This is a genomic window from Acidobacteriaceae bacterium (genome assembly GCA_028283655.1).
In the GTDB taxonomy this organism is placed as follows: Bacteria; Acidobacteriota; Terriglobia; order Terriglobales; family Acidobacteriaceae; genus Granulicella.
In genome coordinates this window covers 1,839,279-1,862,276 of the sequence record JAPWKE010000003.1, presented here as the reverse complement: position 1 = coordinate 1,862,276, position 22,998 = coordinate 1,839,279, and the positions used below count along the sequence as shown (strand labels likewise).

Annotated in this window: 19 protein-coding genes and 1 pseudogene; 10 read left to right on the top strand and 10 right to left on the bottom strand. The window is 55.2% G+C overall.

Features of this window, described 5'->3' with window-relative positions; genetic code table 11:
* Positions 1 to 2: 2 nt before the first annotated feature.
* From mobF to PW792_10650, 3 genes are all read left to right on the top strand, one after another.
* Positions 3 to 2,060 carry a MobF family relaxase gene (gene mobF, locus PW792_10660; protein MDE1162388.1) on the top strand — a complete coding sequence of 686 codons (2,058 nt, stop codon included), beginning with the start codon at positions 3 to 5 and terminating at the stop codon, positions 2,058 to 2,060.
* Entirely contained in the window at positions 2,057 to 3,640 is a 1,584-nt protein-coding gene (locus tag PW792_10655; GenBank protein ID MDE1162387.1) for a hypothetical protein, read from the top strand. Before mobF ends, PW792_10655 begins: the two co-directional genes overlap by 4 nt.
* A 105-nt stretch (positions 3,641 to 3,745) precedes the next feature.
* The gene (locus PW792_10650) at positions 3,746 to 3,991 is read left to right on the top strand and encodes a hypothetical protein (GenBank protein ID MDE1162386.1); all 246 of its coding nucleotides are present in this window, start codon (positions 3,746 to 3,748) and stop codon (positions 3,989 to 3,991) included.
* A 64-nt stretch (positions 3,992 to 4,055) separates the two neighbouring features.
* On the opposite strand, the gene PW792_10645 is transcribed toward PW792_10650, so the two are convergent.
* The 4 genes from PW792_10645 to PW792_10630 all read right to left on the bottom strand — a co-directional run bounded on the left by PW792_10645 (position 4,056) and on the right by PW792_10630 (position 6,818).
* The gene (locus PW792_10645; protein ID MDE1162385.1) at positions 4,056 to 4,967 is read right to left on the bottom strand and encodes a hypothetical protein; all 912 of its coding nucleotides are present in this window, start codon (positions 4,965 to 4,967) and stop codon (positions 4,056 to 4,058) included.
* Positions 4,968 to 5,023: 56 nt separating this feature from the next.
* Positions 5,024 to 5,290, bottom strand: a complete 267-nt coding sequence (locus PW792_10640; protein ID MDE1162384.1) for a hypothetical protein — start codon at positions 5,288 to 5,290, stop codon at positions 5,024 to 5,026.
* Positions 5,291 to 5,321: 31 nt separating this feature from the next.
* Positions 5,322 to 5,915 carry an HD domain-containing protein gene (locus PW792_10635; protein ID MDE1162383.1) on the bottom strand — a complete coding sequence of 198 codons (594 nt, stop codon included), beginning with the start codon at positions 5,913 to 5,915 and terminating at the stop codon, positions 5,322 to 5,324.
* Positions 5,916 to 6,335: 420 nt separating this feature from the next.
* Positions 6,336 to 6,818: a hypothetical protein gene (locus PW792_10630; GenBank protein MDE1162382.1), complete on the bottom strand. Its 483-nt coding sequence runs from the start codon at positions 6,816 to 6,818 to the stop codon at positions 6,336 to 6,338.
* 47 nt (positions 6,819 to 6,865) lie between these two features.
* Here PW792_10630 and PW792_10625 point away from each other — a divergent pair, with 47 nt between their 5' ends.
* Positions 6,866 to 7,138 carry a hypothetical protein gene (locus tag PW792_10625; protein MDE1162381.1) on the top strand — a complete coding sequence of 91 codons (273 nt, stop codon included), beginning with the start codon at positions 6,866 to 6,868 and terminating at the stop codon, positions 7,136 to 7,138.
* Between the two features lie 6 nt (positions 7,139 to 7,144).
* Here PW792_10625 and PW792_10620 read toward each other — a convergent pair whose 3' ends face one another.
* Entirely contained in the window at positions 7,145 to 8,578 is a 1,434-nt protein-coding gene (locus PW792_10620; protein ID MDE1162380.1) for a hypothetical protein, read from the bottom strand.
* Positions 8,579 to 9,247: 669 nt separating this feature from the next.
* Here PW792_10620 and PW792_10615 point away from each other — a divergent pair.
* The 3 genes and pseudogenes from PW792_10615 to PW792_10605 all read left to right on the top strand — a co-directional run bounded on the left by PW792_10615 (position 9,248) and on the right by PW792_10605 (position 12,257).
* Positions 9,248 to 10,165: an ArdC family protein gene (locus PW792_10615; GenBank protein ID MDE1162379.1), complete on the top strand. Its 918-nt coding sequence runs from the start codon at positions 9,248 to 9,250 to the stop codon at positions 10,163 to 10,165.
* A pseudogene (locus PW792_10610) lies at positions 10,162 to 10,576 on the top strand (hypothetical protein). The gene PW792_10615 and the pseudogene PW792_10610 overlap by 4 nt, the downstream one beginning before the upstream one ends.
* Positions 10,577 to 10,661: 85 nt before the next feature.
* Positions 10,662 to 12,257, top strand: a complete 1,596-nt coding sequence (locus PW792_10605; protein MDE1162378.1) for a ParB/RepB/Spo0J family partition protein — start codon at positions 10,662 to 10,664, stop codon at positions 12,255 to 12,257.
* Positions 12,258 to 12,966: 709 nt separating this feature from the next.
* On the opposite strand, the gene PW792_10600 is transcribed toward PW792_10605, so the two are convergent.
* A complete protein-coding gene (locus tag PW792_10600) occupies positions 12,967 to 13,455 on the bottom strand; it encodes a hypothetical protein (protein ID MDE1162377.1) in 489 nt (162 codons plus the stop codon).
* Positions 13,456 to 13,496: 41 nt separating this feature from the next.
* On the opposite strand from PW792_10600, the gene PW792_10595 reads away from it, so the two are divergent.
* Both PW792_10595 and PW792_10590 read left to right on the top strand, forming a co-directional pair.
* A complete protein-coding gene (locus PW792_10595; protein ID MDE1162376.1) occupies positions 13,497 to 13,799 on the top strand; it encodes a hypothetical protein in 303 nt (100 codons plus the stop codon).
* An 840-nt stretch (positions 13,800 to 14,639) separates the two neighbouring features.
* Positions 14,640 to 14,945, top strand: a complete 306-nt coding sequence (locus tag PW792_10590) for a hypothetical protein (protein MDE1162375.1) — start codon at positions 14,640 to 14,642, stop codon at positions 14,943 to 14,945.
* A 261-nt stretch (positions 14,946 to 15,206) separates the two neighbouring features.
* On the opposite strand, the gene PW792_10585 is transcribed toward PW792_10590, so the two are convergent.
* Entirely contained in the window at positions 15,207 to 16,208 is a 1,002-nt protein-coding gene (locus tag PW792_10585) for an NAD-dependent epimerase/dehydratase family protein (protein MDE1162374.1), read from the bottom strand.
* Positions 16,209 to 16,538: 330 nt separating this feature from the next.
* Here PW792_10585 and PW792_10580 point away from each other — a divergent pair, with 330 nt between their 5' ends.
* The gene (locus PW792_10580; protein ID MDE1162373.1) at positions 16,539 to 16,988 is read left to right on the top strand and encodes a hypothetical protein; all 450 of its coding nucleotides are present in this window, start codon (positions 16,539 to 16,541) and stop codon (positions 16,986 to 16,988) included.
* Between the two features lie 244 nt (positions 16,989 to 17,232).
* On the opposite strand, the gene PW792_10575 is transcribed toward PW792_10580, so the two are convergent.
* The 3 genes from PW792_10575 to PW792_10565 form a co-directional block, all read right to left on the bottom strand.
* The gene (locus tag PW792_10575; GenBank protein MDE1162372.1) at positions 17,233 to 18,819 is read right to left on the bottom strand and encodes a capsule assembly Wzi family protein; all 1,587 of its coding nucleotides are present in this window, start codon (positions 18,817 to 18,819) and stop codon (positions 17,233 to 17,235) included.
* Between the two features lie 727 nt (positions 18,820 to 19,546).
* The gene (locus PW792_10570) at positions 19,547 to 20,104 is read right to left on the bottom strand and encodes an outer membrane beta-barrel protein (protein ID MDE1162371.1); all 558 of its coding nucleotides are present in this window, start codon (positions 20,102 to 20,104) and stop codon (positions 19,547 to 19,549) included.
* Positions 20,105 to 22,481: 2,377 nt separating this feature from the next.
* A complete protein-coding gene (locus PW792_10565) occupies positions 22,482 to 22,793 on the bottom strand; it encodes a hypothetical protein (protein MDE1162370.1) in 312 nt (103 codons plus the stop codon).
* Between the last annotated feature and the right edge of the window lie 205 nt (positions 22,794 to 22,998).

Here is a 22,998-nt window from a genome sequence, read left to right as displayed (position 1 = left end):
CCATGCTCGATATCTCTAAACCATTGAACGCAACTCAGGCGCAGGACTATCACAAACTCGATTACACCTCGCCTACGCAGAGCTATTACGCCGAAGGCGATGCGGTGAAGGGCGAGTGGCAGGGCAAGCTCGCCGAGTCGATGGGTGTTTCAGCGGAAGTTTCTGCGCTGGAGTTTTCGCGTCTCACTGAGGGTCAGCACCCGGTAACCGGCGAGCAGATGGTACGCCATCGCATCGCTACCGAATACAAGAATCCTGATGGTTCCACCACGAAAGCGGTCGCCCACCGCGCCGGTTGGGATGCCATGTTCGCCCCGGCGAAATCCGTTTCACTGACCGCATTGGTGGGCGGGGACGAACGCATCCGCGTGGCACACCGCGAAGCTGTCACCGTTGCGTTGGACGAGTTGGAAAAGTACACGCACGCGCGTCTCGGGGGGAATAAGCCTGCCGAGCAGACGGGTAAGTTCCTCGCTGCCAAGTTCGAGCATGACACCGCGCGGCCCGTGGATGGCTACGCCGCGCCGCAGCTCCACACCCACGCTGTCATCTTCAATGTCACCCAGCGCGCGGACGGTAAAACACGGGCGTTACAGGAACAACCATTTTTTGAAAGCCAGAACTTCGTAACGGCTGTCTACCAGTCCGAGTTGATGTACCGTCTACGTTCCTTGGGGTACGAGATCGAGCCCGGACAGAGCGGGGCACCTGAGATCAAGGGATATACACCCGAATTTCTGACTGCCTCTAGTCAGAGGCGGGAGAAGATCAAAGAAGAAATGGAACGGCGTGGCGTTTCCGGCCCGGAGGCCGCCGAAATCGCGGCCCGTTCCACGCGCGAGAAGAAGCATACGCTGACGCCCGCTGAGGTCCTCGCCGCCCATCGGGATCTGGCGGCAGAGTACGGCAACCAACCAGAACGGGTTGTTGCGGAGGCCCGCGTTCGTGCCCAACACCAATCTCACAACCCCGACCAGGCAGCCCATGCGAAAGAAGCCGTCACCTACGCGCGTTCATCCTTATTTGAGCGAGAGGCTGTCCTGGACGAGCGTGTCTTGCTCCGAGATGCGCTCCGTCGCGGCATGGGGATGACCACATACCCACAAGTCCGTGGTGAGTTTGAGGCTCGGCAACAACGTGGCGACTTTCTCCCCGTTGACGGCCACAAATACGCATCCGGCAAAAGCTTTACGACAGCGGAAACAATCGCTGCGGAACGCGCCAACATCGCTCAAGTGCAGGCTGGACGGAACGCCGTGAGGCCGATCATGTCGGCCGAGGCCGCCCAGCATCAAGCGCACTCCCGCTCCTATCTCAATAACTCCCAAAAGCGTGTCATTGAGGAAGTTCTCAATTCCACCGATCGTATCCACGGTTTGCAGGGACGCGCAGGAACCGGCAAAACGAGCGTCGTCAGTTCCATCCGTGAAGGTGCCGAAAAAAGTGGTTTCGTCGTGGAAGGATTCGCGCCAACATCGCGTGCCGCCGCACAGCTTCGTGAAGCTGGAATCGAAGCCACCACGTTGCAGAGCTTCTTGGCCAGAAGTGTCGACCGAAGTGCTGACTCGCGTCATCTTTATATGCTCGACGAATCCAGTCTCGCGAGCACTCGCCAAATGCGAGCGTTCCTCACAAAGCTGAATGCGAATGATCGCGTTCTCGTTATCGGAGACACCGCGCAGCATCAGGGCGTGGATGCAGGCCGTCCCTTTCAGCAGATGCAGGAGGCCGGTATGCGAACTTCGCAGCTCGACCGCATCCTGAGGCAAAAGGACCCGGAACTGCTCAAAGCCGTTGAGCATCTTTCGAAAAACGAAACTCGCGAAGGCATCAGGCTTCTACGAGAACAAGGGCGCATCATCGAAGTCACCGACCGCCGCGACCGTATCGCCGCCATCGCGAAAGATTATGCGGCACGTCCTGCAGACACCATCGTGGTATCGCCCGACAATCGCAGTCGTCAGGAGATCAACGAGGCCGTCCGCAACGAACTCAAGCAGCAGGGCTACTTGGCTCTCGTGCAGAAACCCTGCATACACTTGCGCACCGCTCTGACATGACCGGCGCTGATCGCACCTGGGCCGCTCGCTACACTCCCGGCGATGTCATCCAATACGGTGCGGGTAGCAAGGCAAATGGCATTGAGCGCGGCAGTTTCGCTACCGTCCGAGCAGTAGATGCCCATGCCAATCTCCTGACAGTTGAACTAGCGAATGGCACGACTCTTGCCTATGACCCACGTCGCCTGCGTGGAGTCAATGTCTTCCGTGAGCAGGAGCGGGAGTTTGCAACTGGAGACCGGATACAGTTCACTGGCCGTTTGAAGGAGTATGGTGTCGCGAACCGCGATCTCGCTACCATCAAACACATCGAGGACGGGCGCGTCACCGTTCTGATGGACGGCAAACAGAGACGAACGCTCACATTCAATGCCTCTACCACCCGGCTGTTCGACCATGGGTACGCCGTCACCTCCCACAGCTCGCAGGGTCTAACGGCAGGTCGTGTCATCGCGCACTTTGATACGGAAGGTCCGCGTTCGCTCATAAATTCGCGGCTGGCATACGTGGCCATCTCCCGCGCGTCGGAGGACGCACAGATTTATACCAATGATTCGGCCCGACTTGGCAGGCGCCTGTCCACCGATATCTCGAAAACGGCAGCGGTGAGTCTCGTACCCGAGTCGGCACAGACAAACGTGCAGCGCGCCGTCACTGCATTTCGAAAGAGCCATCCCAGCACCGCCACCGACATCCTCAGGGAGCAGGGTCAACTCCATTCGTATGCCACTTCCGAAGATCGGCTTGCTTCGGTTGCACGTGCGTATAGCTCCCAATCGGGACGTACTGTTGTGTTCGCTCCCGACGCAAATGAACGGCGCGATTTGACCCAACTCATCCGGCACGAACTCGTGCAGCAGGGACGGCTATCGTCCGACAGCCATACTCTACCCGTATGGGTGGAACGGCATCTCGACGAGCCGCGCCTCGCTGCCAACTACTCGCCCGGCGACCGAATTCATTTCAGAACCGGCAGCCCTATCGAACACGGTATCGCCGACAACAGCGAGGTCACCGTTTTATCGATCGATGCGAAGGCAAACCGTCTCACCGTCGCCAGCCGCGACGGGAACGAAGTCAACTACAACCCGGCACATCTTCGCCGGCAAACGTACCAAAGCTCTATCTTCCGCGAAGAACAACGGGAGATATCCGAAGGCGAGCGCATTCGATTCACAGCCGTCGAACGCCAATCGCAAATCCGCACCAATGACCTTGCCACCGTAGAGCAAGTTCGCAATGGCCAGTCACTTGCCGTTCGCACCGACCAGGGAAAGACCATTGTACTGTCCCAGGAACAATCCCGAATGATCGACTACGGCTACGCCGTTGATACAATTTCAAATCGTGGCGTGGACCGAGTCATAGTGACCGGCGATTCAACAGAGCTTGCACAGCATCAGCAAGATCTTGCCCGGCTTCCCAGCCACACTCGAGACCTCAGCATTTACGCATCGGGGGGAAATAGCGTAGCGCAAGGCAAGTCGATCAAGGCAGCGGTGCCAGCACTTGGAATGGACAACGGAGTGACCCTGCCGCCTCCAGACATATCCATTCCGGGGTATGGACGTGGGCGCTAAGGAAAAGGCAGTTCTCAGTAGATGGTTTTTGCCACCGACAGCGTCGGGGCTCACAATGTAGAGAGTGCTTCTGTGCGAATGCACTCACTTCGCGAGGAGAGAATCATGGTGAACTGCAAAGAGCTGACCGGTAAAGTCATCGAACGAGCTTCGGTCTTTGAAGCCAACGAAACAGGGCCGCAATTGGAGCTGAAGTTCACAGACGGAACCATGTTTGCGTTTCGCTTCAGCAACCGTCCAGCTATTGAGGCACGACTCATAGAAAACGAACCGGTAGAGTCTGTCCTTCTCAAGGACTACTCCGTGCCTGCCGAACAGCTCAACTACGTGGGGCTTACTCTGCGAACGTAATCGGCAGCCCGTTCGCACCCGGCGTCTGAATGATAGATAGGCGGTCACATCTGCTTCTGATCAATCATCTGAGCTCAATTGCCAATTCATAAATTGGAGCGAAGACCTCGATGGATGTCCAGTATTCTTCCGTATCCCATAGCTCGCGAAGAATACGTTTCAGTCTGTCGAACGCCGACGAAACCTTTATCCAATCGTGGATCACGGGAACCGATTCACGCGCCGTCAATTCGATTTCCAGATCGAGCCCGTCTACTTCTCCGAGCAGATACCCTGCACAGAGAAGTGTCTCCACCGCAACAGCCTCTCTTTCCTCGATGGGCGCCGTATGCTCCGTGGCCAGATACTTTGCCACACCGCCTTTCAGGAGCAGTTGATGTTCCTCCAGCGCTTCTGGCCGAAAGGCCGCCGAAGAACGACACGCGGCATACTCGCTCCATACGTCCATCGATCGAATGAAAATGCTTCGCTTGCGCTCGCCACATTCCAACGGACCCTCGAACAGATGCGGAAACTTCCGATAGAACCTTCCTTCGTGTTGTACGTGCGCCAATTCGTGAGCAATGCATGCCATCGCGAGAGCTCGCCGTTGTTCGTCGTCGGATAGAAGCATTTCGCCAATCTCGAAGTAGAGAACGATATGAAAACGCAATTCGTTACCGCGCCTAACCGCTATCGTGCGCCCCAGTTCGAACGTGTTGGGAACACCAACTCCGTGTTCCGGGACACAAGACGGATCAGGCGGCTTCTGGATCGCGATGGCCGTCGCCCTGCAGTCCCTGGCTAGTGTTGCGCCATCGAGCGCTTCAAGATCGAAGCGCAGGATGCCGAGTAGACGGAGCGTCTCTCCAAGTAATCCTTCCGCTGCGGACCGTGTCTTCGCATCCTCAAAGCAGGATGCATCAACCGGGTACCGCTGAGAGGTGCTATGCCGTGATGGTTCATTGGCTTCGGGAATGTTTTCGTATGTCGTCATCTTGAGTCTCGTTGCTGCCATTATCACGGCAGACTGATTTCAGAGTGTGTTAATACTCATGAACGAAATCCCTCGACTTCGAATTTGTACCGATGCCCGAGCTTGGTCCCGGCCGCTGCCACGATCGTTCGTATGGATTGCGCGGTTCGCCCCTTGTCGCCCGTGAGTTTGGATGCAGACATCGCCGACATTGTTCGGGCACGAATCAGCGTTTCGTTGTCCCCCGGAACGATGACAATCTCAAAGGACTCGTTCTTATCGAGCAACAAACCGATGATCCCTCTTGCTAGCTTCTCTATCTGACCATCTCTGGATTCATCCATCGAAGCCTCCGAGGTTCTTGCCGACGAGATCTTATTCCACCGACGGCAGTGCTCTTGTCCAAATCATCTTGGTGAAATGTTCCAGCAGCGCTTGATCCAGGCGTGTCTGTTTCGCTTTCATCCGTTGCACTGCTTCTGCCACGCCCATAGGCACTCCGTAGGGCCGCTCTTCTGTCATCGCTCCAAACACGTCGCAGAGAGTCACGATCCGAACTTCTACGGGAATCGAGGATGCCAGAAGACCCCTCGGATACCCCGTTCCGTCCAGACGTTCATGATGGTCTCGGGCGACGATTCGCACCAGCTCATCGATCCCTTCCACTTCAGCCAATAACCGATGTCCCTGGTCAGGGTGCGTCCTGATAAGGCGGACCTCTTCATCGGAAAGAGAAGTGGCCTTAGAAAGTACCTTCGTAGGGATGGAGAGCTTTCCTATATCGTGTAGCAGAGCCGCGATCTCAATCCTCTTGGTGTCTTCGACCGAAAAGTGAAGAAAGTTGCAAAAGCCCCGCGCCAACTCTCCGAGGTGCAAGCTATGACGATAAAAGTGAACGTCATGCTGCTTGGCTCGCAGCATCCAGCTACGGGCAAGCCGCCCCATCGCAACATCATCCAGAGGGATCACCGCTCAGCTCCTCGTGGACCGCAATGGGGAGAGATTCTACAACTCTGCCTCCCCCGCCGTCACTAGGGTATTGCCTATCTCAAGGATACAACAACTATAGTTGCTATTACAGGGGTTAGGTGCCACGAAACGATGGTGCTGTGGCTAAACCTCTCGGTGCAGACAGAAAACGGAAAACGGCGACTCCGAACCAGATCTTCGGCAGAGCCGTCACGGAGTTGAGGCTTAGTCGCAAACTCTCACAAGCCACGTTCGCAGCGAATCTAGGCTACAGCAACTACTACGTCGGACGGATGGAACGTGGCGAAGCCAATGTGACCGTGGATGTCTTATCGGCGGTCAGCGGGTACTTCCATATGTCTATAGGCGAACTTTGGACATTTGCCGAGTCGCTTCCCAGGAAGAACGGGAAGCCAGACGCTATTCGCTGATGAATCGGCGTAGGAAGGACGCTTCCAGTGCAGGGGACGTGCGGAACGTCGTCTCCTCTACCAGACTTCTGTAGGCGCGTCGCGGATCGACAAGTCCAGCCTCACCTGCTGCGAGAAGGACACCCAGCGTTCCCGTCGTATACAAACCGCGGCGCAGGGCTTCCATGCGCCCTCTACGCTCATCGATCAAGAGTAAGGAATCGATGAGACCTTCCGCCAACTGGATCGCCTCGCGCTCCCCGCGACCAAGATAATTTAGTTCAACGTCCGGAGGAGCCGGAGCCGGATAAATATCGATCCAGTCAGGAAGTTGCTCGCACCACGCTTTGACCATTCTTGGGGCTTTCGGACTCCTCAATTCTGCAATGACGCCTTCGGGAACAATCACCGTTCGATAGAGCCGCGGAAGAAGAGATTCGTATTCGATCTGGACGAGGTAATTCAGAGGAGACGTATCTGCAACAACGATCATGCCGACAAGAGGCCCTTGCTTCGGAGGGTATGGAGGGTTTCCTCATCATGTTCGAGGTCCACGATGTCATAGGCGTGGTCAAAGATCTGGCGCTCCTTAAGGAAGCCTTCAAATTCGAAACGATCCATACCCAACAACTGACCTGCCTGGTGGTCGGAGAGAGTACCGCTCCGGTATCCCTCGATAGCGAGCGCTTCCAAAGCGTCCCGTCCGGGATTCGCGTGCACCGACAAATCGTCCGGAAGTTGAACCGTGATCTCCATAGCGAAAGTTTAGCAAAATGGGATGTTTCCGGCCGAAAATTCCGCAAAATTGAGTAGGGCGATCTACACGGGCACGATGCCCCCGCACACGCGACGAAGGCTTTTGAGTTCCGCAGGACCAAGTCGACAGCGTTTTTCGGCGTCGCCGTCCACCAGAAAAAACCCGTCTTCATCATGATCCAGATAGCCGATGGCAGGATCGGCTTGATTCAGCAATACATGTAGCGGTCGTTGCCCGTTCTCAGCCAGCGTCTCTCGCGGAGAGACCGGGCTCGCTGCCAACGCCTCCAGCAGAAGCCACGATCCCGGCTTAATGATGCCGTCAACGCTATGGAACGCCCCGCTATCTCCGACTCTCAAAACGCGGTCCTGTAGTCGGCTCGGCTTGGGGAATCTTCGAGCAAACAAGGCGCTGTATTCCAGAAACTCCGTTGAGAGAGTTGCCCACATCCCTGGAGTCATCGGTGAAACCACCTCTGGAACGGAGGACCGAAGATCCGAGAATCGGTTCGCACGAAGCAGCGACGCCAGAGAAAACCGGTTCGCATCGTGAGTCGCGTACCCGCCTGCCCGCAACACATCGCTGTACCGTACACAATTCTCCAAGCTCATCTGGATAAGGGCATCCACATGCGGCTCCGAATCTGTTTCGCTCCGATACCGCCTCCGCGTCCGCTCGCTGATGTTCGAGTGGAAGATTGCTTCTAGCTTTTTCCGCCTCTCCAACCGATCTACGTTCGACCGTGCGAATCGTTTGTGCTCTGTAGCAAAGAGCTTACCAATGGACAAGTGCTCCCACGGCAAAACGAGTTCCGCATCGCCCTCGTAGCTGCGGAGCTGGCGTACCAAAGGATTCCTTCGTACAGGCAACTCGGTTGCGAACGCACGCACGCGTCCAATGATCCGCGCCGCACCCGGGTGAAGAACCGTGCCATTCGCAAGATGCAGAGTGCCGTCCACCACAATGCACTGATGACATTGATAACCATTTCGGAATTGAAGGACGTATACAGCATCCGGATTCGGATTAGCTCGTTCGTCATCATCGAGGAGCTGCGCTACGGCGATAGCTCCCGCAGGAAGGCTGCCTCCCTCGCTGTCATCGGTACCGATACGCAGGTAGAAACTTCCCGGATGATGCCAGTCTCTCCGGCTCAACTGTCGAATGGGTATCTGCGCCTGCCAGCGCCGGACAAGATCTTTCAGCAGCAAATTCCTTTGGAACCCTGCTTCGTTAGCAAGCTCCAAGGGAAGTTCGACTTCATAGTCGCGGTCATAGATATAGGAGTCGATGAGATGTGTACGGTCACCGTTCAATTCCGAGTCGCGTTCGCGGATCGAATCCAGCGAATAACCGAAAAGGCGATAACTCCCGTCCTTGGTTAGCAAGCACAGACTCTCAATCGCGTTGAGTGTATGGGCCATGGGGCGTGTACTCACTCGTCGCAGATTTCCGATGAAGTCCTTAAGCGTTTGTTCTCGCTTTTTCTGCAGCACCTCTTCGGCTTCATTGCTGGGTTCTATCTGCCGCAGAAGCGCACGGATATGTTCCATCCGCGCAATGATCTCTTTTCGACCGACACTTCGGTACACCGTGGGGCTCTCCTTGCAACTCAACTGGGGAGCAACTATTTCGCACGGGACCTACGCTTCAATCTAAATGCGGGAGAAGAGCTTCGATCGTATTCAAACCTTGTCGAACCCTTCGTTGGAAGGACCGACCGTTCATCTCGTACGTTGCAGGGTTGGATTATTTGTCGGCGAGATGGCTTCTCGAATCTCTGAGGCAGGAACCAAACTGCTTACTCCCAGCGTCGCCTCATCATGAAGGGAGGAGTTGCACTCCTCCCTGACTCCAGCCGCGATGCGTCTTCCGCCACCCTCCACAGCGGCCTGTTCCTGCCGCAACGCGACCCTGTGAATCCTGTGCGCTAGTGCGCCCGAATAAGGAAACCAGACCTTCGCTGAGGGCTCTGCCCTGGCGCGGCGCAAGAGGTCTCCCCATAATTTTTCTGCGAAAAATCACTGCGCTGCGCTTGCCCTTCGGGTGGGCGATCCCCCTCCTCATTGCGCCTTGCCGCCCCGCCTTCGCCAGGAGGCGTTCGGCATGTAGGTACATGCCGCGCACGGCATGAAAAGCAACAGCAACCGCAAAGGAGAAACACCATGAGCAGCGCAGCCACCACAACCAACGTCGCCACCATCGACAGCAAGAAGCCTTCCACCAAGCAGGAACTTATTGCCGCCAACGTCAAGCTCTTGATTGAGCAGTTGGAGGCCGGACACTCCGAAGCCCTCACCAATTACCTCACGGCCATGAGCCGATTCCATAACTACTCGTTCGGGAACGTGCTGGAGATTGCGCGGCAGATGCCGACCGCAACCCGCGTCGCCGGGTTCTGGACGTGGAAGCAGGTTGGCCGTTTCGTCAAATCGGGACAGAAAGGCATTCGCATTCTTGCCCCCATCGTCGGCGTTCGCCGCAAGAGGGACGACGAAGCCAACAAGGACATTACCAAGCAGAACGAGCGCGTTTTAGTCGGATTCCGCAATGCCTATGTCTTCGATGTCTCGCAGACCGAAGGTGCAGACCTTCCCGAGATGCGCGAAATTTCCGGCGACCCCGGCGAGAACTTGGAGCGTTTGGCCGCGTTTGTTCGTTCGCGTGGTATTCAGCTTACCTACAGCGACGATCTTAAGGGCGCACTCGGCATGAGCTACGGCGGTCGCATCGCCATCCTTCGCGGACAGCCTAAAGCCGAGGAATTTTCGACGCTGGTACACGAAACAGCGCACGAGCTTCTGCATAAGGCAGAGCGTCGCACCGCCACCACCAAGACCGTGCGCGAGACAGAAGCCGAGGCTGTGGCCTTCGTTGTCGGCAAGGCCGTTGGACTCGTGACGGGTTCGGCATCCGCTGATTACATCCAGCTTTACCACGGCAACGCCTCACTGTTGGCCGAGAGCTTGGAGGTCATCCAGCAGACCTCCGCTGTCATCCTCGCCGCGTTGGAGCCGCCCCTCGCGGATTCCTACGACGCAGCCGACACCGAAGCCCCGGAATTGGCGGAGGTAGCGGCATGAAGACCGTGCTCGAACTTATCAAGCGGGCTGGTGGATGGCACCCCGGCCTGTACCTCAAAGTGACCAATGAGCCGTTTATGGAGCTTGTCATTGAGTCGATGGACGAGTCCGGGCCATTGCGGCCTTCCTGCTATTTCTGTCGCGCACTACGGCGAACAGAATGGCGACCTCATGCGCGACCCCGAAATGTGCTTCGAGCTTGGCATGGCGGGAGGGCCACACCTGAACGCGTTCTATTGGAGGAATGACTATGTAGGCGTTGAGCGGTGGAGCCGCTTCATTCAGGACGGCAATTACTGCTACCACACCCAACTGCACGAACAACACGAGAGCTTCGCCAAACTCTGGGACAAGAACCTAGACGCGCAGGGTTTCGTGGAGGCTTTCACGGACAAGTGCATTCTCGGCTAGTCCGCTCCGTTGGAGCGGAACCATGCCCGACGTGTGCCGCTCTGTGACCCTTCACCACTCAACCGCTCGAAAGGAGCACACCCTCATGGAAACTCAAATCGTCAACGCCACCGAATACCGCAACGTCTCGCTTGCTCTCTTGAGCGAGTCCACGACCAACCCGCGCCGCATCTTCGAGGATGACGCCTTGAAGGAGCTTGCATCGTCCATCCGTACGCAGGGCGTACTTTCGCCGTTATTGGTTCGACCGCTTACGGAGCATGGCTTCGAGATTGTGGCAGGTGCCCGACGCTTCCGCGCTGCACAGATGGCCGAATCCGTCACCGTTCCGGTTCGCATCGTGGACTTGACCGACGCCCAGGCACTCGAAGCGCAGCTTATTGAAAACCTGCAACGCCGCGATGTCCACCCGATGGAAGAGGCGCAGGGCTTTCGTGCGCTTCTGAACTTGGAGGAACCGACCTATACCGTGGAGCAGATCGCCGCCAAGATGGGCAAGAGTCCGGCGTATGTGACAACCCGCCTCAAACTTACCGACCTCGCGCCTGTTGCGGTCGAGGCCTTCTATGCCGAGGAAATCGGCGTGGGACACGCGCTCCTGCTCGCGAAGCTGCAGCCAGACCAGCAGGAACAGGCACTCTCCGCTTGCTATAAGGAGGTCTACAACGGAGGCGCGAAACCAACGCGCGTTCTGTTGCCTGTCCGCAACCTCCAATTCTGGATTGACACCAACATCGTCCTTGCACTGAAAGATGCACCCTTCGACAAGCGGGACGCGCAGCTTGTGCCAGCGGCGGGAAGCTGCGTCGATTGCCCCAAGCGGACAGGACACAACAAGCTCCTGTTTTCAGACATCGGCGGCAAGCTGGACTCGTGCACTGACCCCACCTGCTACCAGTCCAAGGTTGCGGCGCATGTTGCCAAGACCATCGCCGCGAAGCCCGACCTCGTGCAAATCAGCACAGCCTACGGCCAGCAGAAGGAAGGTAGCACCACGCTCCCGCGCAACAAATACACCGAGATTCGCGCCGAGAAGCCTTCGAGCAAGGACGAAGCCAAGCGGCCTGAGTTCAAGGTGTGCAAGTTCACCACCGAAGCCATCGTGACCGATGGGAGCGAAGTCGGCACGTTGCGCAAGGTGTGCACCAATCCTACCTGTCCCGTGCATCATCCTCCGCAGCGGAAAAGCAACAGGCGGGATGAGGAGAAGTGGAAGGCCGAACAAGAGAAGCAGCGCAAGGAGCAGGCGATTGCCAATGCAACCGGGTTGCGCGTCCTCACTGCCATCGGTTCGGCTGTCCCGGTGCGCTTGCTCAAGCGTGACTTGCTTTTCGTCATCGAACGGTTGGCGTCTGTCATGGACGAAAGCCGCATCGAGATGTTGACGCGGCAGCATGGCATCCGGCAGCAGCGCGACGATGGAGGCGTAAAGAAAACGCTGACCGCCTTTGTTCGCCGTGCCGATGAAGGGACTCTCTCCCGGCTGCTGGTGGAGGCAAGTATCCTGCTGGCGGCAACGCGCGGGAATCCGAGCGCCGTTCTCAAGGATGCCGCGACCGCCTATAAGGTGGACACCGATGCCATCGCGCAGAAGGTCAAAGCGGAGTTCGCGGCCAAGGCCAAGGCAAAGAAGGAAGCCAAGCCCATCAAGGCAGCAGCAGCCGTCAAGAAAGCCGCGTAAACTGGAGGCATCGGAGAGAGCCGCGAACCTGCAGCCTCTCCGTCGTTTCTTTGCGCGCTCGACGCGCGGCAGGGAGACACCCGTTCGGTTTCTCCCTGCACCTGCTTCCGGCCCCCGCTCGCCGGCTGCGCACCAGAAGACCTTCGCAATCTATGCAGGTGCTGTCATCTGTTTCGGCGGGCTCATTTTCGCGGGCATTCGCATGATGAGCGGGCGATTTCAATTCACCGCGCCCGACAATGACTCAAGATCGCTAACCGTGAACTCGCAACCGTTGAACGAATCACTGATGGGCGGACGGGTGTGCGAACGGATGATGGCCGCTCGTTGAGAGTGATCCGGTGCGGAACCGACATCTCGATCATGGTTACGCCGTGACCGGTCATTCGAGCTAAGGCCAGATTGAATGAGTGTTAGTGCATGTCGATACGGAGCTTGGCGCGAAAGACCTGCTCAATAACCTAATGGCCTACGTCGCCGTCTCGCGTGGAGCGCATGATGCGCAAATCTTCACCGCGAGAAGTTGCCCGTCGCCCTAGAGCACGAAGTCTTGCAGCAGAGTGCCCATACGATTTCGGTCGTAGCGGAACATCATCTCTTCATTAAGGTCCCGCAGAACGATCAACAAATTGGACCTAATCATGGAATCTCGATATAGCTATTGCACAAGATAGCTATATCGTGCGCCTCAGCACGCTTTATAATCCCCCTAGTGTTTTCTCTCCTCTTGGTCAGCAGGAGACTTGTCTAGCGTACTTGGCGACGAATTCCCAAGTATCTGCTCGAGTCGATGCTGCGTCATTTTGAATGCTTTGGGATACTCTTTCGAAAGCTCTGACAGGGATTGGTCCGAGTTCAACATCCTTAGTTGAGTCTCTGATGGTCCAGGCCCAAAGTCAGGCTGTTCTTCACTGAGTTGCCAAAGGTAGATGCCGCAGAGCTGTTGCATACGGACCAGTTCACTGATGCAGCTGACCTCTTCATTAATTTCAGAGGGAGAGAGTGTGGTTGGATCATTCGTGCGGGAGACGTAGGAACTGCATCGGCTGAGGACAGGCAGAACGCGGTTCGTGTAGGTATCACCAATGATCTGGAGCTGAAGATAGAGTTCCGTATTCCGCCGCACTTCCTCGCGAGGCATTAAGGCAAGCACATCGGTATGTCCAGCCGCTGTCCATGCTGCAACCACAGGATCCATGCTATTCACGTACCATGCCACGACCCCGGGCAGCCCTTCGCGTGGAGTTCCTGGATGTTTCTGTAGGTATTGGAAGACTTGCAGATTATTCTGGAAAAGCGCTGCTGTACTCAAAAAAGATTCAACGTTTTGATGGTAATTTGTTATTGGCATCCTGGAAGGACTCAAAATCATTCTTGGTTGCCATGGCTTGTAAGGTGAGCTGGCTTAGGGAATTGAGCGGAACATCCCTCTGGAAACAGCAGCTGGTTAGTCTCACGCTCAACGTAAGACAGACTTCGCTATCTATTCGCAAAAGTCCTTCTAGCGAAAATTCCTATCAGATGGATATTAATCCTGATTAATATGATCGGTAATCCCAACAAAATCATGAATGCGGAAAATACGATTAATTCTCCGCGTCGGGGTCGAATTGACGTGCTTGCTTTTGTAGACAAGTGAGTATAGATAGCGAGGATCAAATTCACAACGAAGTAACAGGTGAGTACGATTGGCAATCTGGTCATGGCAGTTCCTCAGTCATCGGCACAATGCTATTTGGGTATTCTAGCCGCTAGATTATAATACATCTTCCCATCCGGGATTGGTTCGCGGCATTGTCATCCGTTCATTTGTCCGTCCACCCCCGCTTGTTCAAGCGGTTGCAAGGGGTCCAGGCTCAAGCGGGGTGTTGAATTCGGGAACTATACCTCTTGCATTTTAGGAATGACATAATCTTGGCGGTACCTGATCGTGGTCGGACAACTGTTCATCCTGACGGTCTCAAATGCACAATCCTTTGTGGCGCGAACAAAAGGCGTTGTAGGTTGACCCTTCCCGAGTTTGTTAGCCTCCATCCGGCTTCTCGAAAGCTCAAGACGTGCGCCCCTTGGCTGGAGGAGTGTATGACGCAGGTCGAAAAGCTACTTCAAAATCATTGGGAATTACATACCGGGCCAAGCGGTTTGCAAGGGCATCCCAGAGGACTTTGCTCGCAAGGGCATTTTAAATCGAATATGAACTCCCGACGGATAACCATTATCATTCTCGCCAGGGTCCTGGCCTTTTACAGAAAACAGCTGACGCCGGTTCATAATATTGACGGTGGCGTATGTGGACCATGTCATCTTTCCGGACTGATAAGTCCTCCCTGCCGCACCAGCGGGCGACTGTATGCACCGCCATCGTGGCCGAAATGAGAGCTAATGCCAACCATGTCTAAACAAAAGAAAATCGGTCGTCCGAGGCTTGACAAGGACCAGGCTATGACGAAAATCGTCCCAATACGCTTCAGTGCCCTAGACCTACAGAAGATAGAACGGGCCGCAAGCAAAACCAATCAAACCATCTCTCAGTTCATTCGCAGCGGCGTTACGAATGCATCGATTTCGGATGATCTGATTGCGGTGATCAGACTTTTGGGCAAGTTGCGGAATCAATATGCCTTTGCGGGAAATATCGCAATGTCCAAGAAGTGTGAAAGAGCTATCGCCGAAATGCAAAGAGAATAGGTCCAGTCGGACGCCACATATCCAACCTAACGTTGGGAGGGCGCGTGGCAATAAGCGCCTTCCGGCTCCTGTCCGCGACGTAATGAGAGCCCTTGCCGGCCTCTGATCGATATCCACAGCAGAACGACGTTTCTTGTATCCTAGCGCATAGGGGAAGTCGCGAAAGAGTTCTGCGCGGCGCGCACCATCGTTAGAAGTTCGTCAGACGACAATGGCATTCCAAGGAAATGCTGAGCAATCAATAGTCGAAAGGTCTGCTGATTACTGGTTGTACTTTATCCTCGAACCTGCGGCGATCTCATTTTCAATCCATTTGTAGGTTTTCGTCAGACCATCGAGTAGTTTGATCGAAGGTTCCCAGCCGAGCTTCTCCAAGATCATTGTGTTGTCAGAGTTGCGTCCGTTGACTCCCTTGGGCGCATTTAGATTGTACGTCCGCTTCAGCGTGACACCTGCAATCTGCTCTGCGATGTCGACAAGCTGATTGATGCTCACCATCTCATGCGACCCGAGATTAATCGGCTCGTCAATGTCGCTTTCCATGATCATCTGAGTGCCCTTTACACAATCGTCGACATACATGAAGCTCCGCGTTTGATTTCCATCGCCCCAGATGTCGATCTCATGTTTGCCGGAATTTTTAGCCTCGATAACCTTCCGGCAGATCGCTGCAGGAGCCTTTTCGCGACCGCCGGTCCATGTGCCTTCCGGCCCGTAGACATTGTGGTAACGGGCTACACGACAGGTCATGCCATAATCCTCTTCAAAATGTTTACACATGCGCTCGGAAAAGAGCTTCTCCCAACCGTAGCCATCTTCCGGCAACGCAGGATAGGCGTCCGACTCTTTGAGTGGTACGACGTTCGCCTCTGTCTGTCTCTCCCCGTTATATACGCATGCCGAGGAAGAGTAGAAAAAACGACTTACGCCGGCTTCCTTGGCGGCTAACAGCATGTGCGTGTTCGTAAGTACACTGAGCATGCAGAGCGCCTTATTCTTCTCTATGAAGCCCATACCGCCCATGTCCGCGGCGAGTTGATAGACGATGTCGGCATTCCTAACCGCAGCTTCGCAGTTGATCTTCCCCTTTAGATCGAGCGAGACACATTCGACTCCGTCAGTAGTCTGGTACCACCTGTCCAGAGGCTTGATGTCCACCGCACGGACGACATCTATCCCTTGGGCCATTAGGTACTTGACTAGGTGCCCACCGACGAAGCCGCCGGCCCCGCAAATGACAGCTTTCTTGCCCTTCAAATTCATGTAAAACTCCTAATGCGATATGGGATTGACTGCCGGGCCCGGTCGTGGGGCACAACTGAAGATGGATTCGTTCTGCTTAGTCTCCAAGTTTCACGTGTAACCTGGGTCCTGTCAATATGGCCTCTCTATGGTATGGCATGATCGGAAGCAGATTTAGATTGACGCGGTCACTGGACTTGCTCAATCCTAGTTGCTATGCATCTGACCGTCGTCACGCTTACACTTTTGTTGGCAGCCACCCCCGCTCCGCCTGATTCAAGGCCGTTGATCTCTCCAGCTATGAGGGACATAGTCCAAGAGTTTCAGGCGAAGCTTACGGATCCTATAGGGTTGAAGTCTGTGATCTCATCAGGAGACTTCACCGCGCAACAGCAGGCCGATCATCAGAAGATAGAAGCTTCTGTCACGCGGCTGTTGGAGGAGGAGGATCGGCATGACAGCATCTACGCAAATGGTGATCGACTGCTTCGAATAGCTATGGAAATGGATCTCGCCCGGGAGTTCTATTTAGCGACACTACGGCATAATCTCGACACCGTTTCGGAGCTCGACCAAAAAAACGCGAGCGCGTGCCATCAAATTGTGAAAACCTCAAGACAAGCGGGACACTTTGTGGGATGGAGACTCCTCAGTTCGGGTTATTGTCTCAACATTGAGCAAAATGCTGACGCCCGCGCAGCAAGCACCGCGATGCAGGAATATGTGATAAGGCAAATTGATCTAGTCGCGGCTAAGGTCTCCGCAGATGAGGCGGCAGATAGGTTGCGATCCTCGCATTAGTCGGGAACTCAGCTTGCACCCTTGTCAACGGCGGCTAGCTCCCAATATGAATTGCGAATCCGACTGTCGCCTCGGGTTGTTTCGTCCGAATTCTCCATGACGCGACAAGAAAGCATGCGATGTCTCGATCCGCAGATTCACTGCTAATTGTGAGCAGAAGAACCTTGCGGTTGATCCTGCAAAATGCCTTTCCTTACACGCATTCTACCCAGGCTCTAATCTAACTGCCAGATGACTAGATGTATTACTTTCCGTTGACCGAGATAGGCGTGGTGCGCAGCTTTGGAAACCAGCGGATTTGCGCCGCCGCAATGGTATTTGTGGTGCGCCCCGGAATATATATTGGCGCTTTCCATTGCTCGAGTTGGAGCCACGCGTGAAGCTGCATTTTATTGCGGAAAAAATCTTTCACGATGTCTAATTTCAGTTGGTGCTGAGTTGTGCCGTTCGGGATAAAGTCTTTAGGCGTCTTCTTGTAGAGATATTGAAGTTGCACCCACTCACTGGCGGATAAATGATATGTCAACCACGTCTGACCCCCTTTAGCTTCGCGTCCAATCCAATCACCGAAGATTTGTCCTTTATTGGTGTAACCCTGTCGTTGCTGACCCTCGAAGTAATTGAAAGACCCCTTAATGCTACGCAGTGTGGAGGTATCAGTACTGACGGCTTCCACGCGCAGATCCAACTTGGGAATAGTGGGGAATTGGGAGATGTAGAGTCCCGGACGATAGGCAGCGCGGCGTGGTGCACTTGGAGGTGTTACGTCGTCATGTGCTTCGGAATCTGCATAAAGTGTCACACGATGTGTAAGAAGCGGCAGACGCCAGGAAAAGTTGAAAGCCGTGAAACGCGCCCCCGGGTCTGAAGAACCGATCTTGGCACTAGGATCAGACTCGGTATCTTCGAATGAAAAGAAGCTTCGAAAAAAGGTATGCAACGTGACTGGTTCGTGGCCCTCTCCGCCCCAAATGACGGTGCGCTGGAAGCCGAATTCCACGTTAGAGGTGGGACGAAATGCGAACATCTCGGAATGGACCCAAGGAGCACGCGGCGAGTTATGGCCCTTCAATGAGCCGACTTGGAAGTCATACCGGATCGGACCGAGTAACTTAGAGAGTACGGGAAGATGCAACGGTTCTACGCGGTTGATTCGAAACGCGTAGATGTTTTCAGCATTGTTGGTCCATGCGAAAGCCCCGCCCTCCGCAGGCCCCATCCATGAGTCGGTTTTACCGCCTGAAATTTCATGTCCGACGAGATGAAATGAGAGGGAGGCCTCAACCAAGCGAAATGTGTTTTGCTCCGCAAGATAGCCGTAAGGAATAGTGCTGTCCAAAGGCTTGCTGAGCGGAGTGAATTTATAAGCGTCGAGCGAGGCCAAGGCTTGTGATACGCCCAGGGAGTAACCCAAAGAAGAGGGGGAATGCTGATATTCACCGCGAATGTTGAGTGAAAAGCGCTTCCACTCATTGAGGCTGGAGAAACCAGTGATGTTGTTAAATCCAGCTTCGTAGGGTCGACCATAGTCATTGTTAATGGTTTCGCCAAGGTGGTAGCTGTCTCTTAGGGTCTGTCCACGGATAGTGGCAATCCGCATGTAAACAGACTCGATTCCGTAGACGCCACCGCGGACAAAATTGTTACCCGGTGTCTCTTCAATGAGTAATGTATTCAGGCGAGCGAGGATAGCAACTGCTTGCGTGTTACCATCCTGTACGATGGAAGACTGCGACTGTTTTAAAATGTGCAGTAAGCTGCGGCGCGTCCAAGGGCGCATGCTGATGAAGGCAGTGTTGATATATCCAAGCGAATAGAGTCGCAATGCCATAGAGTAGATGGCGCTATCGACCGGAATGTATGTAGAGCCTAATTCATCCGCAGGTATATGTTCTTTAATGGGGATGAGTGCAGCTGAGGGCTCATCCACTGGGCAGACGGGGCCATGTACTTGCGGTAACTGTTGATCCCAGGACACTGGTATAAAGGTAAGTGATTGTTCCCGGCCTCTGGGGGGGGGGGTGAATCCACTGTGCTGGGGGTGGTAGTTTTCGTCGGCATTTGGAGAGGCCAAAAGCAACGAAGGGAACTGGGCACCGGCTATCGGGAGAAAAAGAAAAAAACACGCAAATGGGAGGATGGGTCGAAGTGCGTTCCTCTTGAGGGTGAGATAGGGCATGTCGGGAGTGTAGCTGTATAGGTTTACAAGTTCAATACGGCTACTGCAATGAGAGAAAGAGCATGAAACACCGGAGATTACCTTTGTCTCTTCTATTGCCGCCGCCGAAGACAAGGCATGGTATCTATCGTAGGCCTTATGAAACACACTACATCTTCGGAAAACGCGCTCTCATGAGATGCGACAGCGCCGAACGATTCCCACCAGATCTATATATACGTTTCTAACCTCCACGCAACGTTGATGTCATCCAATCTCGGGACATGATGCGCCGAGATTAGGACAGCATGATGGAGAAAGCCACTGGCTAGAGCAAGACGGCGAGGCCATACCGATATAAAAGGGGTTGCCAGTCGAAGGTTTTGCGCTGCTACCGTCGTTAGCGAAATCTATAAGCGGCCCCGACGGTGGCGACGTAGGGTGTCAGCCCGTGTTTCAGAAACCCTGGCCAGCTCTGAGAATCGATATCCGCCCTAACATTAATATGGTGACGCAGCTTGAAGTCTAGTCCCCCCCCAAAAGCATAAGCAAAGTAGGAGTCGGGAGCTCCCTGAATGTGGATCCAGGGTTCATCATTTCTAACTTGGCCGAGGCCTGCCTGGACTTTGACGTAAGGCTCGAATCGCCCGAGCCGAAAAACGTATCTCGGTCCGAGAAGAAAAGAGTTTTCTCCGAAATCCTTGGGTGTCACTATATTGGTGAAGTGGAGATCTGCCTCTAATCCCAGGTTCACGAGGTCGAAAGAGCTATAGATCGTCAGTCCCTGTATATTCTTATTTCCTACGTCCATGAGGTCGGTTTTACTCGTGGAAAAGCCAGCGCCGACTTGGAGTATACCGCCGTGGGTGGCTGTTGGTATCGCTTGCGCGTGCCCGGAAAGCATACCGCCCGCAACAACAAAAGCAAGAACCAAGGCGGAGTGACGTAAGTTCAACATAAAGCCTCCTGATGCGCAGCGCTCATCGATCATGGGTGCTGTGCTGATTGCTAATGACAAAGAATAGGGTCTAGTCAATAAGTGTAGCAGTTTGTGTTCCCGCTGTGGTGAACCGATTACAGGAAAGCAACTTGCCGGCTTCGCTGTGACTTCCGTCGAATCCGGCCGGGGGCGGGCGCTGGCAGCTCAATACAATGCGCACGGATTCTGGGGTCCTGAGGGACATCGCCGATGGCATATAACAATTTTTCCCTAATTTAGACAGGTATCATGCCGATTGGTACCTTCTCATGTTCTCTCGAAACTGGTACGCAGTTCAACGGCCCGTTGTGATGGGGAACTAGGAACACGGCAGTATGTTGTCCTCTTGCCGGAGTCTCTGTTACCAATTAGTAGAAAGTGGCTGGCCTCCAAACGGCACGGAGCTTCAAAGCCGGCGGCTGGAAGAAATCTCCCAAAGACACCTTCACGCTCCAATCTGGAACGGTTGCCGCCGTCACGGGAGCCGTGCAATCAGTTAAGCAATCACGGGCCTTTGGTACGGCGTCCGTGGCGTTGCTCGTGCTTCCGGCTGGTGTGCAGTTGCAGTTTATGCCCCAAGGAGAACCACAGTAGATAGACGGAAAGCACGGAATCTGTCAGGCGGAGAGGGGAAGGAGGATCAGCCAGGCGCTATCGTCGCTGTAGATCGTGTCCCGCAGATATGTCTTCAGCTCAACTGCGCGAACCTTGCTGTCCGGCGGAATGCTAATACCGCACTAGCCCTCCGCAATGGGCCTTCAGACTCAATTCGAACCGTTCTCTCAGGTCGTAAATCTTGACCGCATCCTCCGGCAAGAGCGGTTCAGGCTTTCAGCCCGGAGCCGTCATCTCGATGGACAGAACACTGGTCAGAGCGCCCGGATACGGACTGGGTGTAGAACATGCAGTAATAGTTACGAGGTAGAAGTTCTGGACGGGATTCGTCGTCCATCCGCCGGAACCGGGCCGCCGATGACGTGATCCGCGATGTGAAGAAGCGGCAGAATGCAGCCAAGAAGAAGCTCCGCAAGTGACCTCGAACGATGCTCGTACAGGGCCGGACACGTCCGGCGTTGTACGGTTTCTGGTCGAGTGTGCCGCCCCAGCAGCCACGCTCTAAGCCGACAGGCTTAGGGATGGTGTCTACTTGACCGTCCTCCGCTGGCCCACTGATGCTGCCCCGAACGGCTCCGCAGTCGCACTCCGGTTCTCTTGAGGACGGACGAGCAGACATGCTCCTCATGACCAGCCAACACCCGCAGCGGAGGCGTCGGTCAGGGCCACGCAGTGCCGCGCCATCGGTCGGAGCGCAGCGCAGAGCCTTGACGGACGACGGAGCGGAGGGGATTTAAGCCGCAGATGCTCCGGCCCTGTGTTTTCAGTAGGTTCACCCACAGCAACTCGTAAACGCCAGCACTTTCGCGATTATCCGCTGTAGGCCGCTCATTCCATTGGTTCGCGCGGAGGAACTTTCAGTTCCTCCGCAGCTCCCATTCGGGGGTGACGTGTCGTAGCGCCAACCCGATGCCGTAGGCAGCGCGCTTTGCTTCGGCGGTACGAAGGCCGGAGGGACATCCCACCGGAGCCTCTACAGGACTCAGACCACCACCCGCCTACGGACTAACGCCCTGCAACCGTTGCAGCGATTGGGGACTGCGACTTCCGACGCCTGTCCCTGATGTACATGACAAGAAGACTAGGCAGCATGACGATGACAGATGTGGTCAGGTGTTCGACGAGGTACCGTTGATGACTCGACCATCCCAAGTAGCCGACCTGATTAGAAGGCAGCTTTTTCCAGAAGTAGATCGAGGTCAGCACTTCGGTTGCAAGCGAACAGCGCGCCCACCATGGCAAGAGCTAGCGTGGACATTTGCCCACGCTAGCCCATTCGTGCCCCCAACCAGATGCTCGTGAACAGCAAGCCGAAGCCGCACCAGTATTCCAGACGCAAGCCCTCGAACAACCAAAAGTGTGGCGGCTCACCTGCCCAGTCAGTCGGAGTGCCATGCCACACACAACCACGGATGCAAGTATCTCAGCAGTCGGGATAAGCAAAAGACGAAGGTACGATCTCCTCATTGGACTCCTCTACTTCCACCACTGGTAAGGTGCTCCAACTGTCGTACGACCTGAGTAATTGGGCTACGGAGGAACATCGAATTGGCTTGTGCGAGTCGTCTTGGTCTTCGCGCTGTGTCGGCCGAAGCGCTGAGTGCCGCGTGGCTGCTTCACCACACGGCACGCCCAGCGCTCGCTCATGCCTTGTTGCTGCACATGATCCGCCGCACTGCGCCGTCGCTCAGGGCTTAGAAGTTTCCCTCCCCGGTGTCCCTCAGCACAAGCTTCTCCAAGATCAGGTTCCACCAGTCGGTTCAGCTTCTAGTTCTCTTGCCCAAGCTCCCTTCAGCCGCTTCGCCTGGTCCACCTGCAACCCCTGTACTCCTTGCGCCAATGGTCGCACGTCTGCTCCGTGATCAGCGTTTCCTTCTAGGCCTGCCCCGTCGCCTCCCCGCGTCACGTCGATGTCTGTTGCTTTGAGGGAAACGGTTTTGTAGCGGTCGGCCTTGGGAATCTTCATGCGGGCAGTACGACGTGCGATGCTCCACATCGCCGCGGTGAGGACCAAGCCCGGCTTGAGTTCCGCTTTGTCGGTGACGGATGCCATGTCGGCCTCCATAATACTAAGATGCGTTCCGTGCAGACTCTGCGCAGGTCTTCCCCGGCGTAAAATCACACAAGTGCGACCGTCATCTAGAGAACTGAGCGAACGAAAATCGCGTCGAGCAGGAATAATGCTCGGCCTCTGCATCGTCTGTGCGACCATTGCTCGTGTCAGCAGTTCTGGATTTCACTTCAAAACATATGGTATA